The organism is Emticicia sp. GW821-FHT11C11 (assembly GCF_058808615.1).
Map to the genome: position 1 here is coordinate 833,241 of NZ_JBXARV010000002.1, position 15,899 is coordinate 849,139.

General features: G+C 40.9%; 10 protein-coding genes. 6 read left to right on the top strand and 4 right to left on the bottom strand.

The features are described from left to right. Positions 1-4 precede the first annotated feature (4 nt). On the top strand, positions 5-1,450 hold the full coding sequence (locus AC1RRY_RS13525; RefSeq protein WP_492819929.1) for a gluconokinase: 1,446 nt from the start codon (positions 5-7) through the stop codon (positions 1,448-1,450). Positions 1,451-1,515: 65 nt separating this feature from the next. On the opposite strand, the gene AC1RRY_RS13530 is transcribed toward AC1RRY_RS13525, so the two are convergent. The 4 genes from AC1RRY_RS13530 to rlmN form a co-directional block, all read right to left on the bottom strand. Beyond that, complete coding sequence (locus AC1RRY_RS13530; RefSeq protein ID WP_492819927.1) at positions 1,516-2,013, bottom strand: GtrA family protein; 498 nt, start codon at positions 2,011-2,013, stop codon at positions 1,516-1,518. A 119-nt stretch (positions 2,014-2,132) separates the two neighbouring features. After that, positions 2,133-3,839, bottom strand: a complete 1,707-nt coding sequence (locus AC1RRY_RS13535; RefSeq protein WP_492819925.1) for an alpha/beta hydrolase — start codon at positions 3,837-3,839, stop codon at positions 2,133-2,135. Between the two features lie 42 nt (positions 3,840-3,881). After that, the gene (locus tag AC1RRY_RS13540) at positions 3,882-4,478 is read right to left on the bottom strand and encodes a YdeI/OmpD-associated family protein (RefSeq protein WP_492819923.1); all 597 of its coding nucleotides are present in this window, start codon (positions 4,476-4,478) and stop codon (positions 3,882-3,884) included. Positions 4,479-4,741: 263 nt separating this feature from the next. Continuing rightward, the gene (gene rlmN, locus AC1RRY_RS13545) at positions 4,742-5,791 is read right to left on the bottom strand and encodes a dual-specificity RNA methyltransferase RlmN (RefSeq protein ID WP_492819921.1); all 1,050 of its coding nucleotides are present in this window, start codon (positions 5,789-5,791) and stop codon (positions 4,742-4,744) included. Positions 5,792-5,931: 140 nt separating this feature from the next. On the opposite strand from rlmN, the gene AC1RRY_RS13550 reads away from it, so the two are divergent. The 5 genes from AC1RRY_RS13550 to AC1RRY_RS13570 all read left to right on the top strand — a co-directional run bounded on the left by AC1RRY_RS13550 (position 5,932) and on the right by AC1RRY_RS13570 (position 15,844). Continuing rightward, positions 5,932-6,729 carry an SDR family oxidoreductase gene (locus AC1RRY_RS13550; protein ID WP_492819919.1) on the top strand — a complete coding sequence of 266 codons (798 nt, stop codon included), beginning with the start codon at positions 5,932-5,934 and terminating at the stop codon, positions 6,727-6,729. A 248-nt stretch (positions 6,730-6,977) separates the two neighbouring features. After that, positions 6,978-10,160 (top strand): SusC/RagA family TonB-linked outer membrane protein, encoded by a 3,183-nt coding sequence (locus AC1RRY_RS13555; protein WP_492819917.1) that lies wholly within the window; start codon positions 6,978-6,980, stop codon positions 10,158-10,160. Between the two features lie 21 nt (positions 10,161-10,181). Then, positions 10,182-11,729: a SusD/RagB family nutrient-binding outer membrane lipoprotein gene (locus tag AC1RRY_RS13560; protein ID WP_492819915.1), complete on the top strand. Its 1,548-nt coding sequence runs from the start codon at positions 10,182-10,184 to the stop codon at positions 11,727-11,729. Between the two features lie 235 nt (positions 11,730-11,964). Beyond that, positions 11,965-12,387, top strand: a complete 423-nt coding sequence (locus AC1RRY_RS13565; RefSeq protein WP_492819913.1) for a hypothetical protein — start codon at positions 11,965-11,967, stop codon at positions 12,385-12,387. A gap of 268 nt (positions 12,388-12,655) precedes the next feature. Continuing rightward, positions 12,656-15,844 (top strand): SusC/RagA family TonB-linked outer membrane protein, encoded by a 3,189-nt coding sequence (locus AC1RRY_RS13570; RefSeq protein ID WP_492819911.1) that lies wholly within the window; start codon positions 12,656-12,658, stop codon positions 15,842-15,844. Positions 15,845-15,899 lie beyond the last annotated feature (55 nt).

Below are 15,899 nucleotides of genomic sequence, written 5' to 3' on the forward strand. Positions count from 1 at the left end.
GCGTATGACAGAAACAACGATGGAATATTTTGTAGGTATTGATGTGGGCACCACTACCACCAAAGCCGTTGCATTTGACAAAACAGGCAACGTGTTGCGGCAGTATAGTGTCGGCTATGGTATGACCCACCCGCAAGCCAACTGGAGCGAGCAGAATCCGGATGAAATTTATGAAGCCTTTCAGGAAGCCTTAAATGCGGTTGTAACTCCTGATATAGCAGATAGGAGCATTATCTCTTTTTCGTCGGCCATGCATGGCTTAATAGCAGTAGATAAGACCGGGAAACCTCTTACCAATCTGATACTATGGGCAGACAACCGGGCGACCGACATAGCCAGACGGTTAAAACCTACAGATGCCGGTAAGGCATTGTATCACCGCACGGGTATACCTATACACCCGTTCTCGGTTTTCAGCAAGATATTGTGGCTGAAAGAAAACGAACCGGAGATTTTTAACCACACCCATCAATTTATCGGTATCAAAGAGTATCTGTGGTTTCGTCTGTTCGGAGAATATGTTATTGATTACTCGCTGGCATCAGGCAGCGGTTTGTTCAATTTTAATGAAATGAACTGGGATTCGTTGGCTTTATCAATGCTGGGTATTTCAGAAAAGCAATTGCCCCAACTGGTTGCCACTACTCATATCCGGAAAAATGAGACGAATCAATTACTCCCTTTGGTAAATTATGTAGCTGGTGCCGGAGACGGCCCCTTGGCAAATCTGGGTTCCGGTGCCATGAAACCAGGCCAGATGGCTTTTACCATGGGTACCAGCGGAGCTGTGAGAATGTGTCTGCCACAGCCTTACACTGACCCGACCATGCGCACTTTCAATTTCTTTCTTGATAAAAATGAATTCATCATCGGTGGTGCGTCCAACAATGGAGGCATTGCCCTGCAATGGCTGGAAGAACAGATATTTTTATCTAAAAACTCTAAAAATGAACTGATAAAGGAAGCGCAAAAGCTGGCAATAGGAAGCGATAATTTAATATTTTTACCCTACTTGCTCGGAGAAAGAGCACCTGTCTGGAATGCTGAAGCCAGAGGCGTGTTTTTCGGCTTAAGTATTACACATACACAGGCGCATCTGGTAAAAGCAGTAATGGAAGGACTGATTCTGAACATGTACTCAATCGGTAAAATACTGATGGAGCAACAGAGTATTCATGAAATATGCGCCAGTGGAGGATTTGCCAAAAGTGATTTCTGGTTGCAACTCGTAGCTGATATATTCCAGAAGAAAGTGGTTGTATGCGAAACTGTTGAGGGTTCTGCCTGGGGAGCAGCAATATTAGCCATGCGGGCACTGAATATGAAAGAAGCCGATAATTGTGTCAGTACAGGTAAGGTGTTTTTACCAAATACTGCTACCGGTGAAATCTATCAGCGTTTACATCAGAAATTTGAGCGTCTGTATGAAAAACTGAAAGATGAGTTTTAATGGCCAGAAGTATTATCTCAGCGTTTTTTTGAAGAAGAAATCAGTCATTATACTATCGTAATCTATTAATTCCGTTGAAATAATAGCTTGAAATTACGGTAGAGACCTGTTGTTTTGAAGGTAAAATGCTTGTGCGAAATAAAATTAATCACGAAGCTCATACCCATGCCAAAAAAGTGGGAAATGAGTGCGGCTATATTAATGCTTTTACCAAACAGAATCTGCTCTTTACCGAAAATTCCCCACTCATTTAATAGATACAGACAATAATAGGCTCCTTTCACGGTAATAATACCCGAAATAAGAGAAACGAGTAAAAACTTGATGCCTTCGCGGAAAGAGTTTTTTGAGTGTCGCTGATTAAAGGCAAAGAATTTGGTAAGAAAAAAACCAATAATAAACGCAATTATGTAGCCTATTGCTATTGACAACTGAAACGAGAATCCAAAGAAATTCTGTGTGATTGAACTTACAATAAGCTGCACCATTACACCCGAACAGGCGATCAGAAAATACGAAATCAGTTCTTTATATTTAGCCAGTTTGCCTTCTAATCTTATCACTGTTGTTACTTTTTACTTTTGGTTAATTCATTGCTTTAATAACAGAACGCCAAAAGTAATAAAAATTTATGAGGCAGGTATATTAAATATTGAGGGCAGACACTAAGTCCGCCCTGCAATTAATACCTCCAGCTTTTCAGGTCTACACCTTTCGGCGCTGTTTTTTTCACTTCTTCTGCCCATTTGGGAATAAACATCCGGTGATAGCGTAACCTTGATATATAATTTGGTTGTGTATGGTCTCCGTTCCAGCAATGCTCAGCTCTGTCGCCATAATCTACCTCACCATCATAAACCGGGTTCGATAAGCCTTTCAACATCTCTTCTGTCAGATAGACGGCATTATTAAGATAGTAATTGTCCATATCTCCACAATAAATGTGTATTCTCCCTTTCCACTTTTCGCCGTTTTTACCCCAGTCTCTTTTCATAATATAAGCCAGGTCATAATTTTCTTTCCAGTAATTCGCCACCTCCTTATCAATTACCCCCGTTTCTTTATTCCATATTCTTTTGGGGTATCCGTCTTTACCAACCGGCGAATAAACTGCCTCCCATATATCGAACTGCTGCCCGCTGCGTGTTTTGGTGCCTAGTGCCAGTTCTCGTAAATTCATTTCTGCTACTGTGGCCGATATTTGACCCAAATAATCTCTATGTCCTGGTTTGGGTAATTTTTTAAACTGGCTTTCATACCAGTAAGCGTTTTTATCCTCATAGATATTTACGGTTGTAAAGGCTCTGAAGTCTATCGGGTCGGGGCAGGCTGCATAACAGCCATTGTACTGATCCGGATATTTCACCTGAACCGCCAATGCCTCCCATCCGCCTGTCGAGCCGCCATAGGTAAACCTTGCCCAACCTTCACCTATGCCTCTGAAACGCTTTTCAATTTCAGGAATCAGCTCATAAGTTATGGCGTCGCCATAAGGACCGATGTTCTCCGAATTTACCGCATACGAATCATCATAAAACGGACATGGATGCTGAATTTCAATGGCAATTACCCGTGGAAAATCTTTACCTGTCCACATTTTATAAAAATCGTAGGCTTCCTGCTGTACTATTTTACTATAACCGTATATCTTGAAACGGGCATTATAATCATTCGGAAGGTTTTCATCCGGCGGAGTTGTACGGAAACCATCGAAATCATCAGGAAAATGCCCATGAAAAATAGCGAGCGGATATTTTACATCGGGGTGCTCGTCGAATCCTTCCGGCAGTAGAATATGTGCACCCAAATACATTGGCCTGCCCCAGAACTCCGTCAGCATTTTACTCTGAACCTTAATGTGCTTAATATACTTCGTATCCTTAGGTTCTGGAACAGGTGGTATTATCTGGTCTAAACTCAACTTTACTATGGAAGCTCCTTTGGGGTCAAATCTGATTTTAACGGGCTTGGAATATAAATTACCCGGGGCACTGTTCCACTGCTGTCCTTCTCCCCTATCCATTGGCATTTTTACGGTATGCCCGTCTTTACGATGAAAGGTTTCATACTTGTGCAACAATACCTGTACATAATATTCGCCGGCAGGCACTTCTTTCATATATCTTTTCGGATACCCGAAGCCGTTGGCGTTGTTTACTGTTTTTGCTTGTGAGGCGTTCCAATTCTCAACATCGATCCCAAATACTAATTGAGTATTCAAGGCATCGGTTACATCAAAGCGTGGTTCCCGGTTTGGGTTTGTTGAAAGCATGACCAACAAACGGCCATCTAACAATCCTTTCTGATTATAGACTGTTATGGAAAACTGCGTTTGTCCAAAACTGACAATCGACAAGAGTAGAAAAGCTAAAAAGAGGTTTTTTTTCATGGAAGTTTAGTTTAGTAGTTTTTGCGTTTGCCAAGGGTATTATTACTTCTCTTTAGGCGTATATTGATTTGCGCGTATGTTTTGTTCGGCCAGTGTTACTGTTTCGAGTATCCTCTTCTTTCGGGTTTCTTCCTGTTTAGCATTCAGCAACCACTCCAGTATACTTCTTTTGACCGAACGGGGAAATGCCTCAAAATTGGCCTTAGCAACGGGGTTACTATCTAAGGCCAATTGTAAGTCAGGAGGGTTTATGAGGTTATCTACATCATCCAGGGCTGTCCAGTTGCCGTTTTCCTTAGCAAAATCAATTATCTTCATACCGGGCTCAGCCATTAGTCCTCCGGCTATCAGTTTTTCAACTTTAGCTTTATTTATTTTGCTCCAGTTACTTTTTGGGTTGCGACGCGCAAAAAACTGATAATAATAATCCTCATTGCTACCTTTTATAGAACTATCCACCCATCCAAAGCACAGGGCTTCGTCTACGGCTTCATCATAAGAAAGACCGGCAGTCTGGCTCTGTTTTTTATACAGCTTTAGCCAGATACTTTTTCCTTTGTCATGATTTTCTGACAACCATTTTCTCCAGACATCTCTGTGTTCAAATACGAGTGCTTCTGCTAAGTCGTTGTTGGCCATAGTTCATTCTATTTTGCTCCAAGCAAATTGTATGCAAATAGCCGGTGACAATAAGTAATTGTGCTGTATGTAATTCTAAATTGTCAGTGGGCGGGTAGAAATCATCACCTGAACAAATATACCAATAGGCAAATAAGACTGAAAGGTTTGAATACATTTAAATTCAAAAGAAGAATGGAGTTCAGCTTCTCCAATACTTGAGGAATTTTGTAAAAGCCCCTATAACAAACGGGGTACCTTCATCAGGTACCCCGTTTAAAGTTCTATGCAGCTACATTGGGCTCTTTAATAGCTAATTGCCCACAGGCGGCATCAATGTCTTTCCCACGGCTTCGGCGCACATTAACTATTACGCCTCTATCTTCCAGAAACTTTGCAAATTTGCCGAGCTTATCTTCTGTTGTATTAACAAAGTCTGCCTCTGCAATGGGGTTATACTCTATAATATTCACCTTAGCAGGAACCTTCTTGGTAAACTCCCATAATTCTTTGGCATCCTGCAGGCTGTCATTAAAATCATTAAAAACGATGTACTCAAAAGTAATACGGTTACCGGTCTTTTTGTAGAAGTAATTCAATGCCGCTGCGAGGTTTTTCAACGAATTGGTCTCATTAATTGGCATAATCTCGTTGCGTTTGGTATCATTGGCCGCATGTAAAGATAAAGCCAGATTGAACTTCACTTCATCATCACCCAATTTCTGAATCATCTTGGCAATACCGGCTGTACTCACCGTGATACGTTTAGGCGACCAGCCAAGCCCGTCTGGCGAGGTAATCCGATTCACCGACTCCAACACACTGGCATAATTTAACAGAGGCTCACCCATACCCATATATACTATATTGGTAAGTGGAGCTTGATAATGTTGCTCAGCCTGTTCTTTTATTAACACCACCTGGTCGTAGATTTCGGCGGCATCCAGATTCCTTTTGCGAGGCATGTATCCGGTAGCACAAAACTTACAGGTAAGCGAGCATCCAACCTGTGATGACACACAGGCCGTCATACGGTCATCGGCAGGAATCAACACCCCTTCTACCAGGTTGCCGTCAAACAGCCTGAATCCTGACTTAATGGTCTTATCATTCGAAACCTGCTTTCTTAAAACAGATACCGGTCTTATCTCGTAGTTCTCTTTAAGCAGGTCTCTGGTTTTCAATGAAAGGTTCGTCATTTCATCGAAACTTCTTACGGATTTTTTCCATAACCATTCCGAAACCTGCTTAGCCCGAAAGCCCTGCTCACCATTGGCTGAGAGCCATGTTTTCAGCTGGTCAACAGAAAGCTTTCTTATATCTTGTTTTTCCATATTTTCTTCAACTATTTTGCAAAGTTCTGAAATATTCGGGGGTTTTACCAAAATATCGTAAATTATCATGGTTAAACCCCGGCTTAGGTAAACAATAATAAACGAATAGAAGTTTAAGCTCCTGAAAGAATTAAACCAAAATGAAAAGATTTTTAAATAAAGTTGTCTGGATTACCGGGGCGTCATCCGGTATCGGTGAGGCCACGGCCTATGAATTTGCCAAATCAGGTGCCAGACTTGTTTTATCGGCCCGACGCCTGGACGAACTCCTCAGAGTAAAGAAAAACACCGCCTTGCCCTACGCTGATGTGCTGATTTTGCCGATTGATGTTGAAAAACAAGATGAGTTTCCGGCAAAAGTACAGGAAGTGATCCGGCATTTCGGAAGAATCGACGTACTGTTTAACAACGCAGGTATATCGCAAAGAAGTACCGTTGCCGAGACCGACATGGAGGTGTATCATAAAATTATGAATATCAACTATTTTGGTGTGGTGGCACTCACTAAAGCAGTATTACCTGTTATGCTTCAGCAAAAAAGCGGGCACATTGCGGTTACAAGCAGTATATCGGGTAAACTGGGAACACCCATGCGCTCGGGCTATTGTGCTACCAAACATGCATTGCATGGTTTCTTTGATTCATTAAGAGCCGAAGTCTGGAAAGAGAATATCGGGGTTACAATTGTTTGTCCCGGTTATATACATACCAATATATCTGTCAATGCCATTTCGGGCGATGGCGGCAAGCATGGTAAAATGGACAAGAATCAGGAAAAAGGCATATCTCCGGAAGACTGTGCGGCCAGCATTGTCAATGCTATTGATAAGGGTAAAGAAGAAGTGTACATCGGGCGTAAAGAAGTAATGGGTGTTTACCTGAAACGCTTTTTCCCGCGCATTCTTTCAATGATAGTAAGAAACCAAATGCCCAAATAATATTCTGCAAAAATAAGTTTTGATAAAATTTTCAACAAAGGCCTTCTTCTGAAGGTCTTTGTTGTTTTCTTGGAATAGTCCAATGTTATTGGGCTCATTGTACATTTATTTGTAAAAAAAATGAAAATTTTATTTTTTTTTAATTTCTCTTGACACATTAACAAAAAAAGTTATTAACTTAACGCTTCATATATGGTTTAACGCACCATATATATTTACTAAACTAAAAAACAAACTAAACAAACTGTATGAGGAAACTTCTACTTGCCGGCATTATGCTGGTATTGGGTAGCTATGCTTATGCCCAAAATGTCAATGTAACTGGAAAAGTTACGGCTGACGATGGCTCCGTTCTACCAGGAGTAAGTGTCGTAGTAAAAGGCACAAATCAAGGTGTACAAACAGACGCCAGCGGTGTTTACAAAATCTCTGCAAAAAAAGGAGCATCCCTTTTATTCAGCTTTATCGGTTTTGAATCACAAACGGTTGCTGTCGGTAATTCTTCTACTATCGATATCACTTTAAAAAGTGATGCAGCTCAATTAAATGAAGTGGTTGTAACTGCTCAGGGTATCCGTAAAAACCTGAGAGAAGTAGGTTATGCTTATTCCAGAGTAAGCACTGAAGATGTAACTGTAGGTCGTTCACCTCAGTTAGCTCAGGCTCTTTCTGGTAAAGTGACTGGTCTGGCCGTTTATAACGTAAACAATAGCGTTGATCCACAGGTAAAAGTGGTACTTCGCGGTTTCCGTTCATTGACAGGTAACAACGAAGCTTTGATCGTACTTGACGGTATTCAGACTACCTCTACTGTGTTAGCACTGATTAACCCTAATGACATTGATAACATTTCAATTCTGAAAGGTGGTCAGGCTGCCACATTGTATGGTTCTGCCGGTATCAACGGTGCATTGGTTATTACAACCAAAAAAGGATCTAAAGGCAAATTGAAGGTAAGCTACTCAAACAGTACCAATTTTGAGCAAATCAGTTTCTTACCTGAATTTCAGGATAAATACGGGTCAGGTTCTCACTACTATCCTTCTTATGGTTCGGCAGGCTACAGCAGCGATCCTCTTGTACGTATGAAAGGCAACTGGCGTGCTTATGAAAACCAACAATTCGGAGATCCGTTTGATGGTTCACTTCGCCAGTTAGGTCGTTCAGCGTCAGATGGCTCTACCAATATAATTCCTTATGCTGCTGCTAAAGGTGCCCGTATGAAAGCTTTTGATACCGGTGTTTCGATGAACAACCAAGTGAGTTTCACAGGTGGCGACGACAACGGTTCATTCTATATGTCGTTAGAAAATCAGAAAATTCAAGGTATTGTACCTAATGACAAAAGTGAAAGAACCGGTGCCCGCATTGCCTCTACAAGAGACTATAATAAATTAAATGTTGGTTTCAACGCAAGCTATACACAGGCAAAATATGACAGAACTTCGTCTGATTTCTATAATGACGTAATCAATCAGCCCGCTAACCTTCCTTTGCAGGATTACCGTGATTGGCAAACTGATAAATTTGCTAATCCGAATGGTTTCTTCAATGACTATTACAATAACCCGTATTTTAATGCGGATAATAACCGTCGTGTCTATAAAGATGCAAATATTTCTGGTACACTTAGCTTAACTTATAAGCCTACTCCATGGGCAACAATCAGCAACCGTTTAGGTGCAATGAACAACTCACGTACACAAAAAAGTACTACTGGTAAATTCTTGTACTCTGACTACGCCAAATCGAAAGCATTTATTGCTGAGCCATTCTTCCGCGATGGTGACGGTACCGGTATCTATCGTGCTATTACCGATATCTTGGGAGGTGTAACTGATTATACAAAAACTGAAAATGTAATTAACAACGAGTTCCAGCTTTTGTTGGAAAAAGACTTCGGCCCGTTCTCTAACAAATTAATTCTGGGTAACAGTGTTTACCAACGTTATATCAAAGAAGTACAGGTAGGATCAAGCTCTATTGTTGTTCCAGACGTATACAACGTTTCGAACCGCCAGGGTGAGTTAACAGGTTTTGAAAACACTTATATGAACCGTCGTGTAGGTTACTATGCTGACTTATCAAGTAATTTCAAAAACTGGTTGATTTTGAACGGTACTTTCCGTTATGATCAGACTTCATTGTTCTACAAACCTAGCCGTCCTGCAAATCTTTGGTCATATCCATATTATGGGGTAGCGTTGTCATTCATCCCGACTGATGCATTCCCGTCATTGAAGAGCAATGTATTGAATTACGCGAAATTACGTGTGAACTATAACAAAAATGCAAACGATAATATCGACACCTATGGTCTGGATCTGACTTATCCAAACGGTACAGGTTTTCCATTCGGTAATACAGTAGGTTTAACAGTAGGTAATACCTTACCAGACGCGAATCTGAAACCGGAATCGGTAACATCCGGCGAAATTGGTGGTGAGTTTCAGTTGTTCGATAACAGAGTGAACATCGACGTGTCGGCCTATACACAAAACTCGAAAGGCCAGGTAATTACAGTTAAAGTTCCTAACTCTACCGGTTTCCCTAACTTGCTAATTAACGTTGGTGAAACTAAAAACTTCGGATATGAAGGTGAATTTAAATATCTGATTTCAAGAGGCAGTAAATTCTCTTGGGATGCCAGCGTGAGATACTCGTACAACGATAATAAAGTATTGGAATTATATCCGGGTATCAACGAGTTTGTACTTGCTGATGGTTTCTCTTATGCAAACACCAACGTAATCAAGGGTTCTCGCTTCCCAATGCTGAAAACTGACGGCTACCAATATGCGTCTGATGGCTCAGGGTATCGTTTAGTAAGCTCTTCTACAGGTTATCCTTTGCGTCAGACAACCCTTACACCTAGAGGTGGCACATTACCACGCCATATCGTTGGGCTGGGTTCAAGAATGAGCTATGGTGATTTCGCCTTTACGTTTAACTTCGAATATCGTGGTGGTAACTACATGTTTAGCGACTTAGGAAGACAAATGACCTTTACAGGTTCTGGTAAATGGACTGAGAATAGAACAGACCAGATTTTCCCGAACTCTGCTTATCTGGATGCTGACGGCAAGGTTGTTCCAAACACTACTGTTAAAGTTCGCGAGCCTGAATACGCACTTTGGGTTGACCAATACCGTAACATTGCTGAGAACTTCGTAACCCCGGCCTGGTTTATCAAATTGCGCGATATTAACTTTTCTTATAGCGTTCCACAAAGCCTGCTAAGCAAAACTAAAATTTTCTCTGCTGCAAGTATCGCACTATATGGACGTAACTTATTTACAATAGTTGACAAAATGAACTACTATACTGACCCTGAATACAGTAGAAGTACCGGAAATGGATTGGGTCTTAACAGCACAGGTCAAACTCCTCCTGTTCGTCAATATGGTGTAAACATTAATCTTACATTTTAATCAACATTATCATTGAAAAACATGAAATTCAAATCAATAATCATATCAGCACTGGTTGTTTTGGTTGGTAGTAGTTGTCAAGAATCATACTTCGACATCAACACTAACCCTAACTCCCTACCTACTGCCTCGCCAAACTACGTATTTACCAATGCCTTGAATATATCTGCCAATAACATTGCCGGGAATACTAACTCAACAGGTTCAAGCGAGATTGGCTTTTATTGGGCCGGACAATGGACGCAAGGAAACGGTTATATCATAAACACCGCTCAGTTTGCCTATCTCTTCACCAATGGTGATTTTAACTACTGGGATGGTTACTATGATAACCTTTCTGATTATGAGTATGTAATAACGAATGCAGATGCCAACAAGCAATCCTTTCTGAAAGGACCTGCAAAAGTAATGAAAGCTATATTGTTTCAACAACTGGTTGATATGTATGGAAACATCCCTTACTCTGATGCTTTGAAAGGAACATCTTCACTGGCTCCAAAATTTGATGACCAGAAAACAGTTTACGAAAACCTTATTAAATTACTTGATGAGGCCATTACCGACCTGAAAGCAAATGCTTTTGAAGGTGCATTTGCCGGCTCAGATTTGGTTTTCAGAGGAAATACTACCAAATGGGTGCAATTTGCTAACTCTCTTAAGCTGCGTATTCTGATTCGTCAGTCGAAAATAGCCGGAAGAGATGCATACATCAAGCCTGAAATCAACAAAATTGTTAGCGAAGGTTCAGGTGTTATTGCTGGTGAAGACGTAAGCTTTGGTGGTTCGTCTTTCTTCCTTGCCACTGCAGGTAAACTGAACCCGGTTTATGACCGTTGGGGATATGATGCAAACGGTGCCAAAAGAGCATTGAACAATTACCCTCGCCCTACTCAGTTCCTGATTAACAGCCTGAAAGCTGCCGGTGATACACTACGTATGAAAAGAATTGCTTATGCTAACAGTGGTGAGAATGGTAATGCTCCTGGTACAAGTTTGTTGAAAGAAGTTTCCGCTAACTATTCAGGTACTCCTTTTGGCGTTAGCTCTGGCTATCTGCCTGCCAACACAGTATCTCTTGGGCCAAGCCTTATTGTAAAAGGTGAATACAGCAGACCGTACATTCTGATGACTGCTTCTGAAATTCAGTTCCTGATGGCCGAAGCAAAACAAAGATATGCTGATGTTACGCTGCCTAAAACAGCACAGGAATACTTTGAAGAAGGTATCAAACAATCGTTCCGTGTACTTGGTGCAAGCACAGCAGGTGCTGATGCTTACAAAGGTAGCGGCATTGTTAATTATGACTGGACCGCCTCTACAGATAAATTGGCCGCCATTGCTATTCAAAAATGGATTTCATTTGTAAACTTCAACGGTCTTGAGGCTTGGGCTGAATACAGAAGAACTAACCTTCCGGTTACTCCTCAAAGTATCCAGTTGGTTGGCGAAACCAAACGCCCGCTTCGTTTCTTCTATCCTGGTACTGAATTAGGTTCAAACGGAGATAACGTAAAAGCACAAGGTACTATTGATGTGTTTGCGACCAAGCTTTTCTGGGATGTTGATTAATCAACACTCAACCATATTTAAAAAAGGGTCTCTTCCGAGACCCTTTTTTTATTACATATTCTCTCAGGGATTTTCATGTGAAAATAAAATCCAGAATGAAATAAAAAATGATCTCAATCAATTTTTTGAAGAGTTGCTTTCATGAGCTTTGTAAAAACTAAATTTTACATTTGAAACGGCGGTAATAGAAGTTGTCGATAGCGCCACTGGTTAAAAAAAACGCAGGTTAAAACAAATGAAAAAAATAATACGATTAGTAGCTATTATCTTAGGGTTTTTGCTACTAAGTAATTTTTCAGATATATTTCGATCGCTTATTCTCTCTTCCTTTTTAGGAGCAAAAAATGTATCTTCTTTTGAAGAGTATGTGACACTGCACGGAGAATTTTCAGCCACTGAAGACAATTTTAAAGGTAGTTCAGTTGAAGGCATAAAAAAAATGCATAAAAATTATCTGAGATGTCATCCCAAAAGTACAGATTTTCAATTGTATAGAACCTTTCAAATACAGTCAGGAGAATTCTGGAATTGGTTGAATTATTTCACTCATCCACGATACAAGTTGCCATATATAGAAAAAAATCAAATTCTATACACCAAAAGACCACCTACTATTTGCCCTGAGTTATATCCGGACGACGACATAGATTTAAAATAATTAATCCATACTATTTTAATACGAAATACCGGATCCGATTTTTTTATTTCGTAAAATTCTATTCAAACCTCCCTAAATAATTCAGTTTTTTTCTCCTGTCTTTGTCGAAAATTGTAAGAAGACTGTCGCTATAATTGACAGATTAATCTCACCTCCTATTTAAAAATTTTTAAGAACTCTCTGATTTAATCAGAAAAAGACTATATATTAGCGTTAAAGTACAAACTTATTGTACTATTATTAACGTTAAAACAAACTAACGAACTGTATGAAGAAACTTCTACTAGCCTGCTTTATGCTGGCGTGGGCGAGTTTTGCTTTTGCCCAAGACGTGACTGTAACCGGAAAGGTTACTGCTGATGACGGATCTGCACTTCCGGGAGTAAGCGTTGTACTGAAAGGAACAACGAAAGGTACTCAAACAAATGCTGATGGTAACTATACTATTGCTGCAACAAAGGGGTCTACGCTCCTGTTCAGCTTTATTGGTTTCGAAACACAAACAATTGCCGTTGGCAATATGTCGGTAATTAACGTAACCTTAAAGAGCGATGCCGCACAATTAAACGAAGTTGTTGTAACCGCTTTGGGTATTTCCCGCGAAAAGAAGTCGCTTACTTACACGGCCCAAAGCATCAATTCAGAAAAATTGACTGTGTCGCGCGATGCCAATGTTGGTAATGCACTTGCCGGTAAAATTGCCGGGGTACATGTATTGGGGCAATCGGGTGCCAAATTCGGTTCACCAAACATCCGTATCCGTGGTGTTAACTCCCTTACGGGTGGTGATCCTCTTTACGTAGTAGATGGTACACCTGTGGGTAGTATTGCCGACGTAAACATGGATGATGTAGAAAACCTTACTGTACTGAAAGGACCTTCTGCAACTGCACTATATGGTAACCGTGCTTCAGGTGGTGTAATTGTAATTACAACCAAACGTGCGAAAGCTGGAGAAACCAGTTTTACAATCAATCACAGCACCACGATGGACCGGGTAGCTCTTTTGCCAAAATATCAGAACGAATATGGTGGTGGTTATTCGCAAGATTGGGAAACATTCGCATATAATCCTGCCATTCACCCGGCTTCCTGGGCTTCGTTCAACGGACAGAAGCTTTTAGACTATTCAGCTGACGAAAGCTGGGGGCCACGTTTAGATGGGTCACCTCACCGCTCTGCATTTTCATGGCAACAAGGCCCTGAATTCGGGCAATTAACCCCATATGAGGCCTCACCAAATAACGTAAAGGATTTCTTCGAAAAACCTTTCAGTCACAACACCAACCTGGCGTTTGCAAGAGGTGGTGACAACTTTCAAAGCCGTGTATCATATACGCACTTAGATAACCACGGTATTATTCCGAATAGTAAGCAATTACGTGATTTCATCAGTGCAAAAAATACTTTCAATATTACAAAGAGATTTGCCGCTACACTTGACATCACTTATTCCGCAACACGCGCACAAAATGTACCTGCCGATAACTACGGTTCTTCGGGTGGTACAACCGGAAGCATAGGTCTTCCTACAGGTGTGCCAGTGGCTGCAGTTGGCTATAACCAAACTGTCGGTTCGTTCAACCAGTGGTTCCAACGTCAGTTGAAAATAGAAGATCTAAGAAACTACAAAAACCCGGATGGCACGTTCAGAAGCTGGAACATCGGAGGGCCTCTTGATCCTAAACCAAAATACTGGGATAGCCCCTACACGCAAATGTATGAGAGCACTAACTTGAACAATAACGACCGTATCTATGGTAGTTTTGGATTAAGCTATAAGATACTCGACTTCCTGACAGCTTCTGTAACTACTCGCAGAGACTGGAGAAATTACTATGGAGAAGGAAGAATTGCAAGTGGTACGTTGAATGCCGGTGGTTTGGGGGCTTATGCTAACTATGCTACAACACAATATGAAAACAACCACGAAGCTTTGTTGGCATTAGATAAAACACTTGGCAAAATCTCAATAGTAGCTAATGCTGGAGGTAACATCAGATACTCTAAAGCTACAGTAATTTCACAATCCACAGTAGGTGGTCTTACAACTCCTGGTTTCTACAACATAGCTGCTTCAAAAGACCGTCCGGGTTTTTCGAACAGCACATTTGAAAGAAAAGTTAACAGCTTGTATGGTAGCGTAAGCTTAGGCTATGACAACACCTACTTCCTGGAAGGAACTATTCGTAACGATTGGTCGTCGACACTTCCGGTGGCACACAATTCTTACACTTATCCTTCTATTGGTGCCAGTGTTGTGCTTACAGAGTTACTGCCTAAAAACAGTGTATTATCATTTGCTAAAATCAGAGGTAGCTATGCACAGGTAGGTACTGATGTAGGCCCATATAATATTTATCAGGTTTATACAACCGGTAATGCGTTTGGTTCAAACCCAACACAATATTTACCAACGCAGTTGCCTAATGCTGATCTGAAACCGGGGCTTTCTTCCGCTTATGAAGGAGGTATCGATTTGAAATTCTTCAACAATCGTATTAGCCTGGAGTTTACAGCTTATAAAAACGACAACAAAAACCAGATTCTTCCTCTGACAGTTCCGGCTGCCAGTGGTTATGCTTCTACACTTATCAATGCCGGTTTGATTCAAACACAAGGTTTTGAATTACATATTGGTGCGACACCTGTAAAAACAACTTCAGGTTTTACCTGGGACACTGACATCAACTTCGATCGTAGTACTTCGAAAATAGTAGAGCTGGCTGACGGCCTGAATAACTATCAATTAGGAGGACCAACCTGGAGAACATTGACAGTAAATGCCCGCGTTGGTGAGCAATGGGGACTATTGGAAGGTATAGGTTATGTAACTAACGATAAAGGCGAAAGAGTAGTAGGAGCTGATGGACACTATTTAGTACAGAATACTAAGAAACTTGGCTCTGTTCTTCCGAAATTTAAAGGTGGATTCCTGAACGTATTCACTTATAAGAATTTCTCGCTGCGTGCTAACATCGACTTTATTGTTGGTGGTAAATTCTTCTCAACTACCCGTATGTTTAATGCATATGCAGGTTTGGCAGCAGAAACAGCAGGCTTGAACGAATTGGGTAAACCTAAACGTGATCCGGTTGCTGATGGTGGAGGTATTTTACTACCTGGTGTAACAGCCGATGGTAAACCGAATACAGTTCGCGTAGAAACACAATCTTTCTATGAAGACAAAATGTTCTCTTTCAACGAAGCGTGGATCTATGACCAAACTTATGTAAAACTGAGAGAGGTATCTATAGGATACAACATTCCTAAAGGATTTTTGAATGGCAAGGCATTCAAATCTGCTAAAGTGGCACTTATTGTTCGTAACCCAGTGTTGCTTTACAGTGCCGCAGGTGGTGGAATTGACATTTCGGAAGCTGAGCTTTACTGGACAGAGGGCGGTCAGCTGCCTCCGGTTCGTTCATTTGGTATCAATCTTAGTTTAGGATTCTAATTCAGAAATTCAGTATGAAAGATTTTTCTTTCAGCTGCTAAAATCTTATTGAAAC

What these genes read in the sequence shown, in the direction of transcription:
- AC1RRY_RS13525 (WP_492819929.1), top strand. Translation starts at nt 5, where the DNA reads ATGACAGAAACAACGATGGAATATTTTGTAGGTATTGATGTGGGCACC.
- AC1RRY_RS13570 (WP_492819911.1), top strand. Translation starts at nt 12,656, where the DNA reads ATGAAGAAACTTCTACTAGCCTGCTTTATGCTGGCGTGGGCGAGTTTT.
- AC1RRY_RS13550 (WP_492819919.1), top strand. Translation starts at nt 5,932, where the DNA reads ATGAAAAGATTTTTAAATAAAGTTGTCTGGATTACCGGGGCGTCATCC.
- AC1RRY_RS13560 (WP_492819915.1), top strand. Translation starts at nt 10,182, where the DNA reads ATGAAATTCAAATCAATAATCATATCAGCACTGGTTGTTTTGGTTGGT.
- rlmN (WP_492819921.1), bottom strand. Translation starts at nt 5,791, where the DNA reads ATGGAAAAACAAGATATAAGAAAGCTTTCTGTTGACCAGCTGAAAACA.
- AC1RRY_RS13565 (WP_492819913.1), top strand. Translation starts at nt 11,965, where the DNA reads ATGAAAAAAATAATACGATTAGTAGCTATTATCTTAGGGTTTTTGCTA.
- AC1RRY_RS13540 (WP_492819923.1), bottom strand. Translation starts at nt 4,478, where the DNA reads ATGGCCAACAACGACTTAGCAGAAGCACTCGTATTTGAACACAGAGAT.
- AC1RRY_RS13555 (WP_492819917.1), top strand. Translation starts at nt 6,978, where the DNA reads ATGAGGAAACTTCTACTTGCCGGCATTATGCTGGTATTGGGTAGCTAT.
- AC1RRY_RS13535 (WP_492819925.1), bottom strand. Translation starts at nt 3,839, where the DNA reads ATGAAAAAAAACCTCTTTTTAGCTTTTCTACTCTTGTCGATTGTCAGT.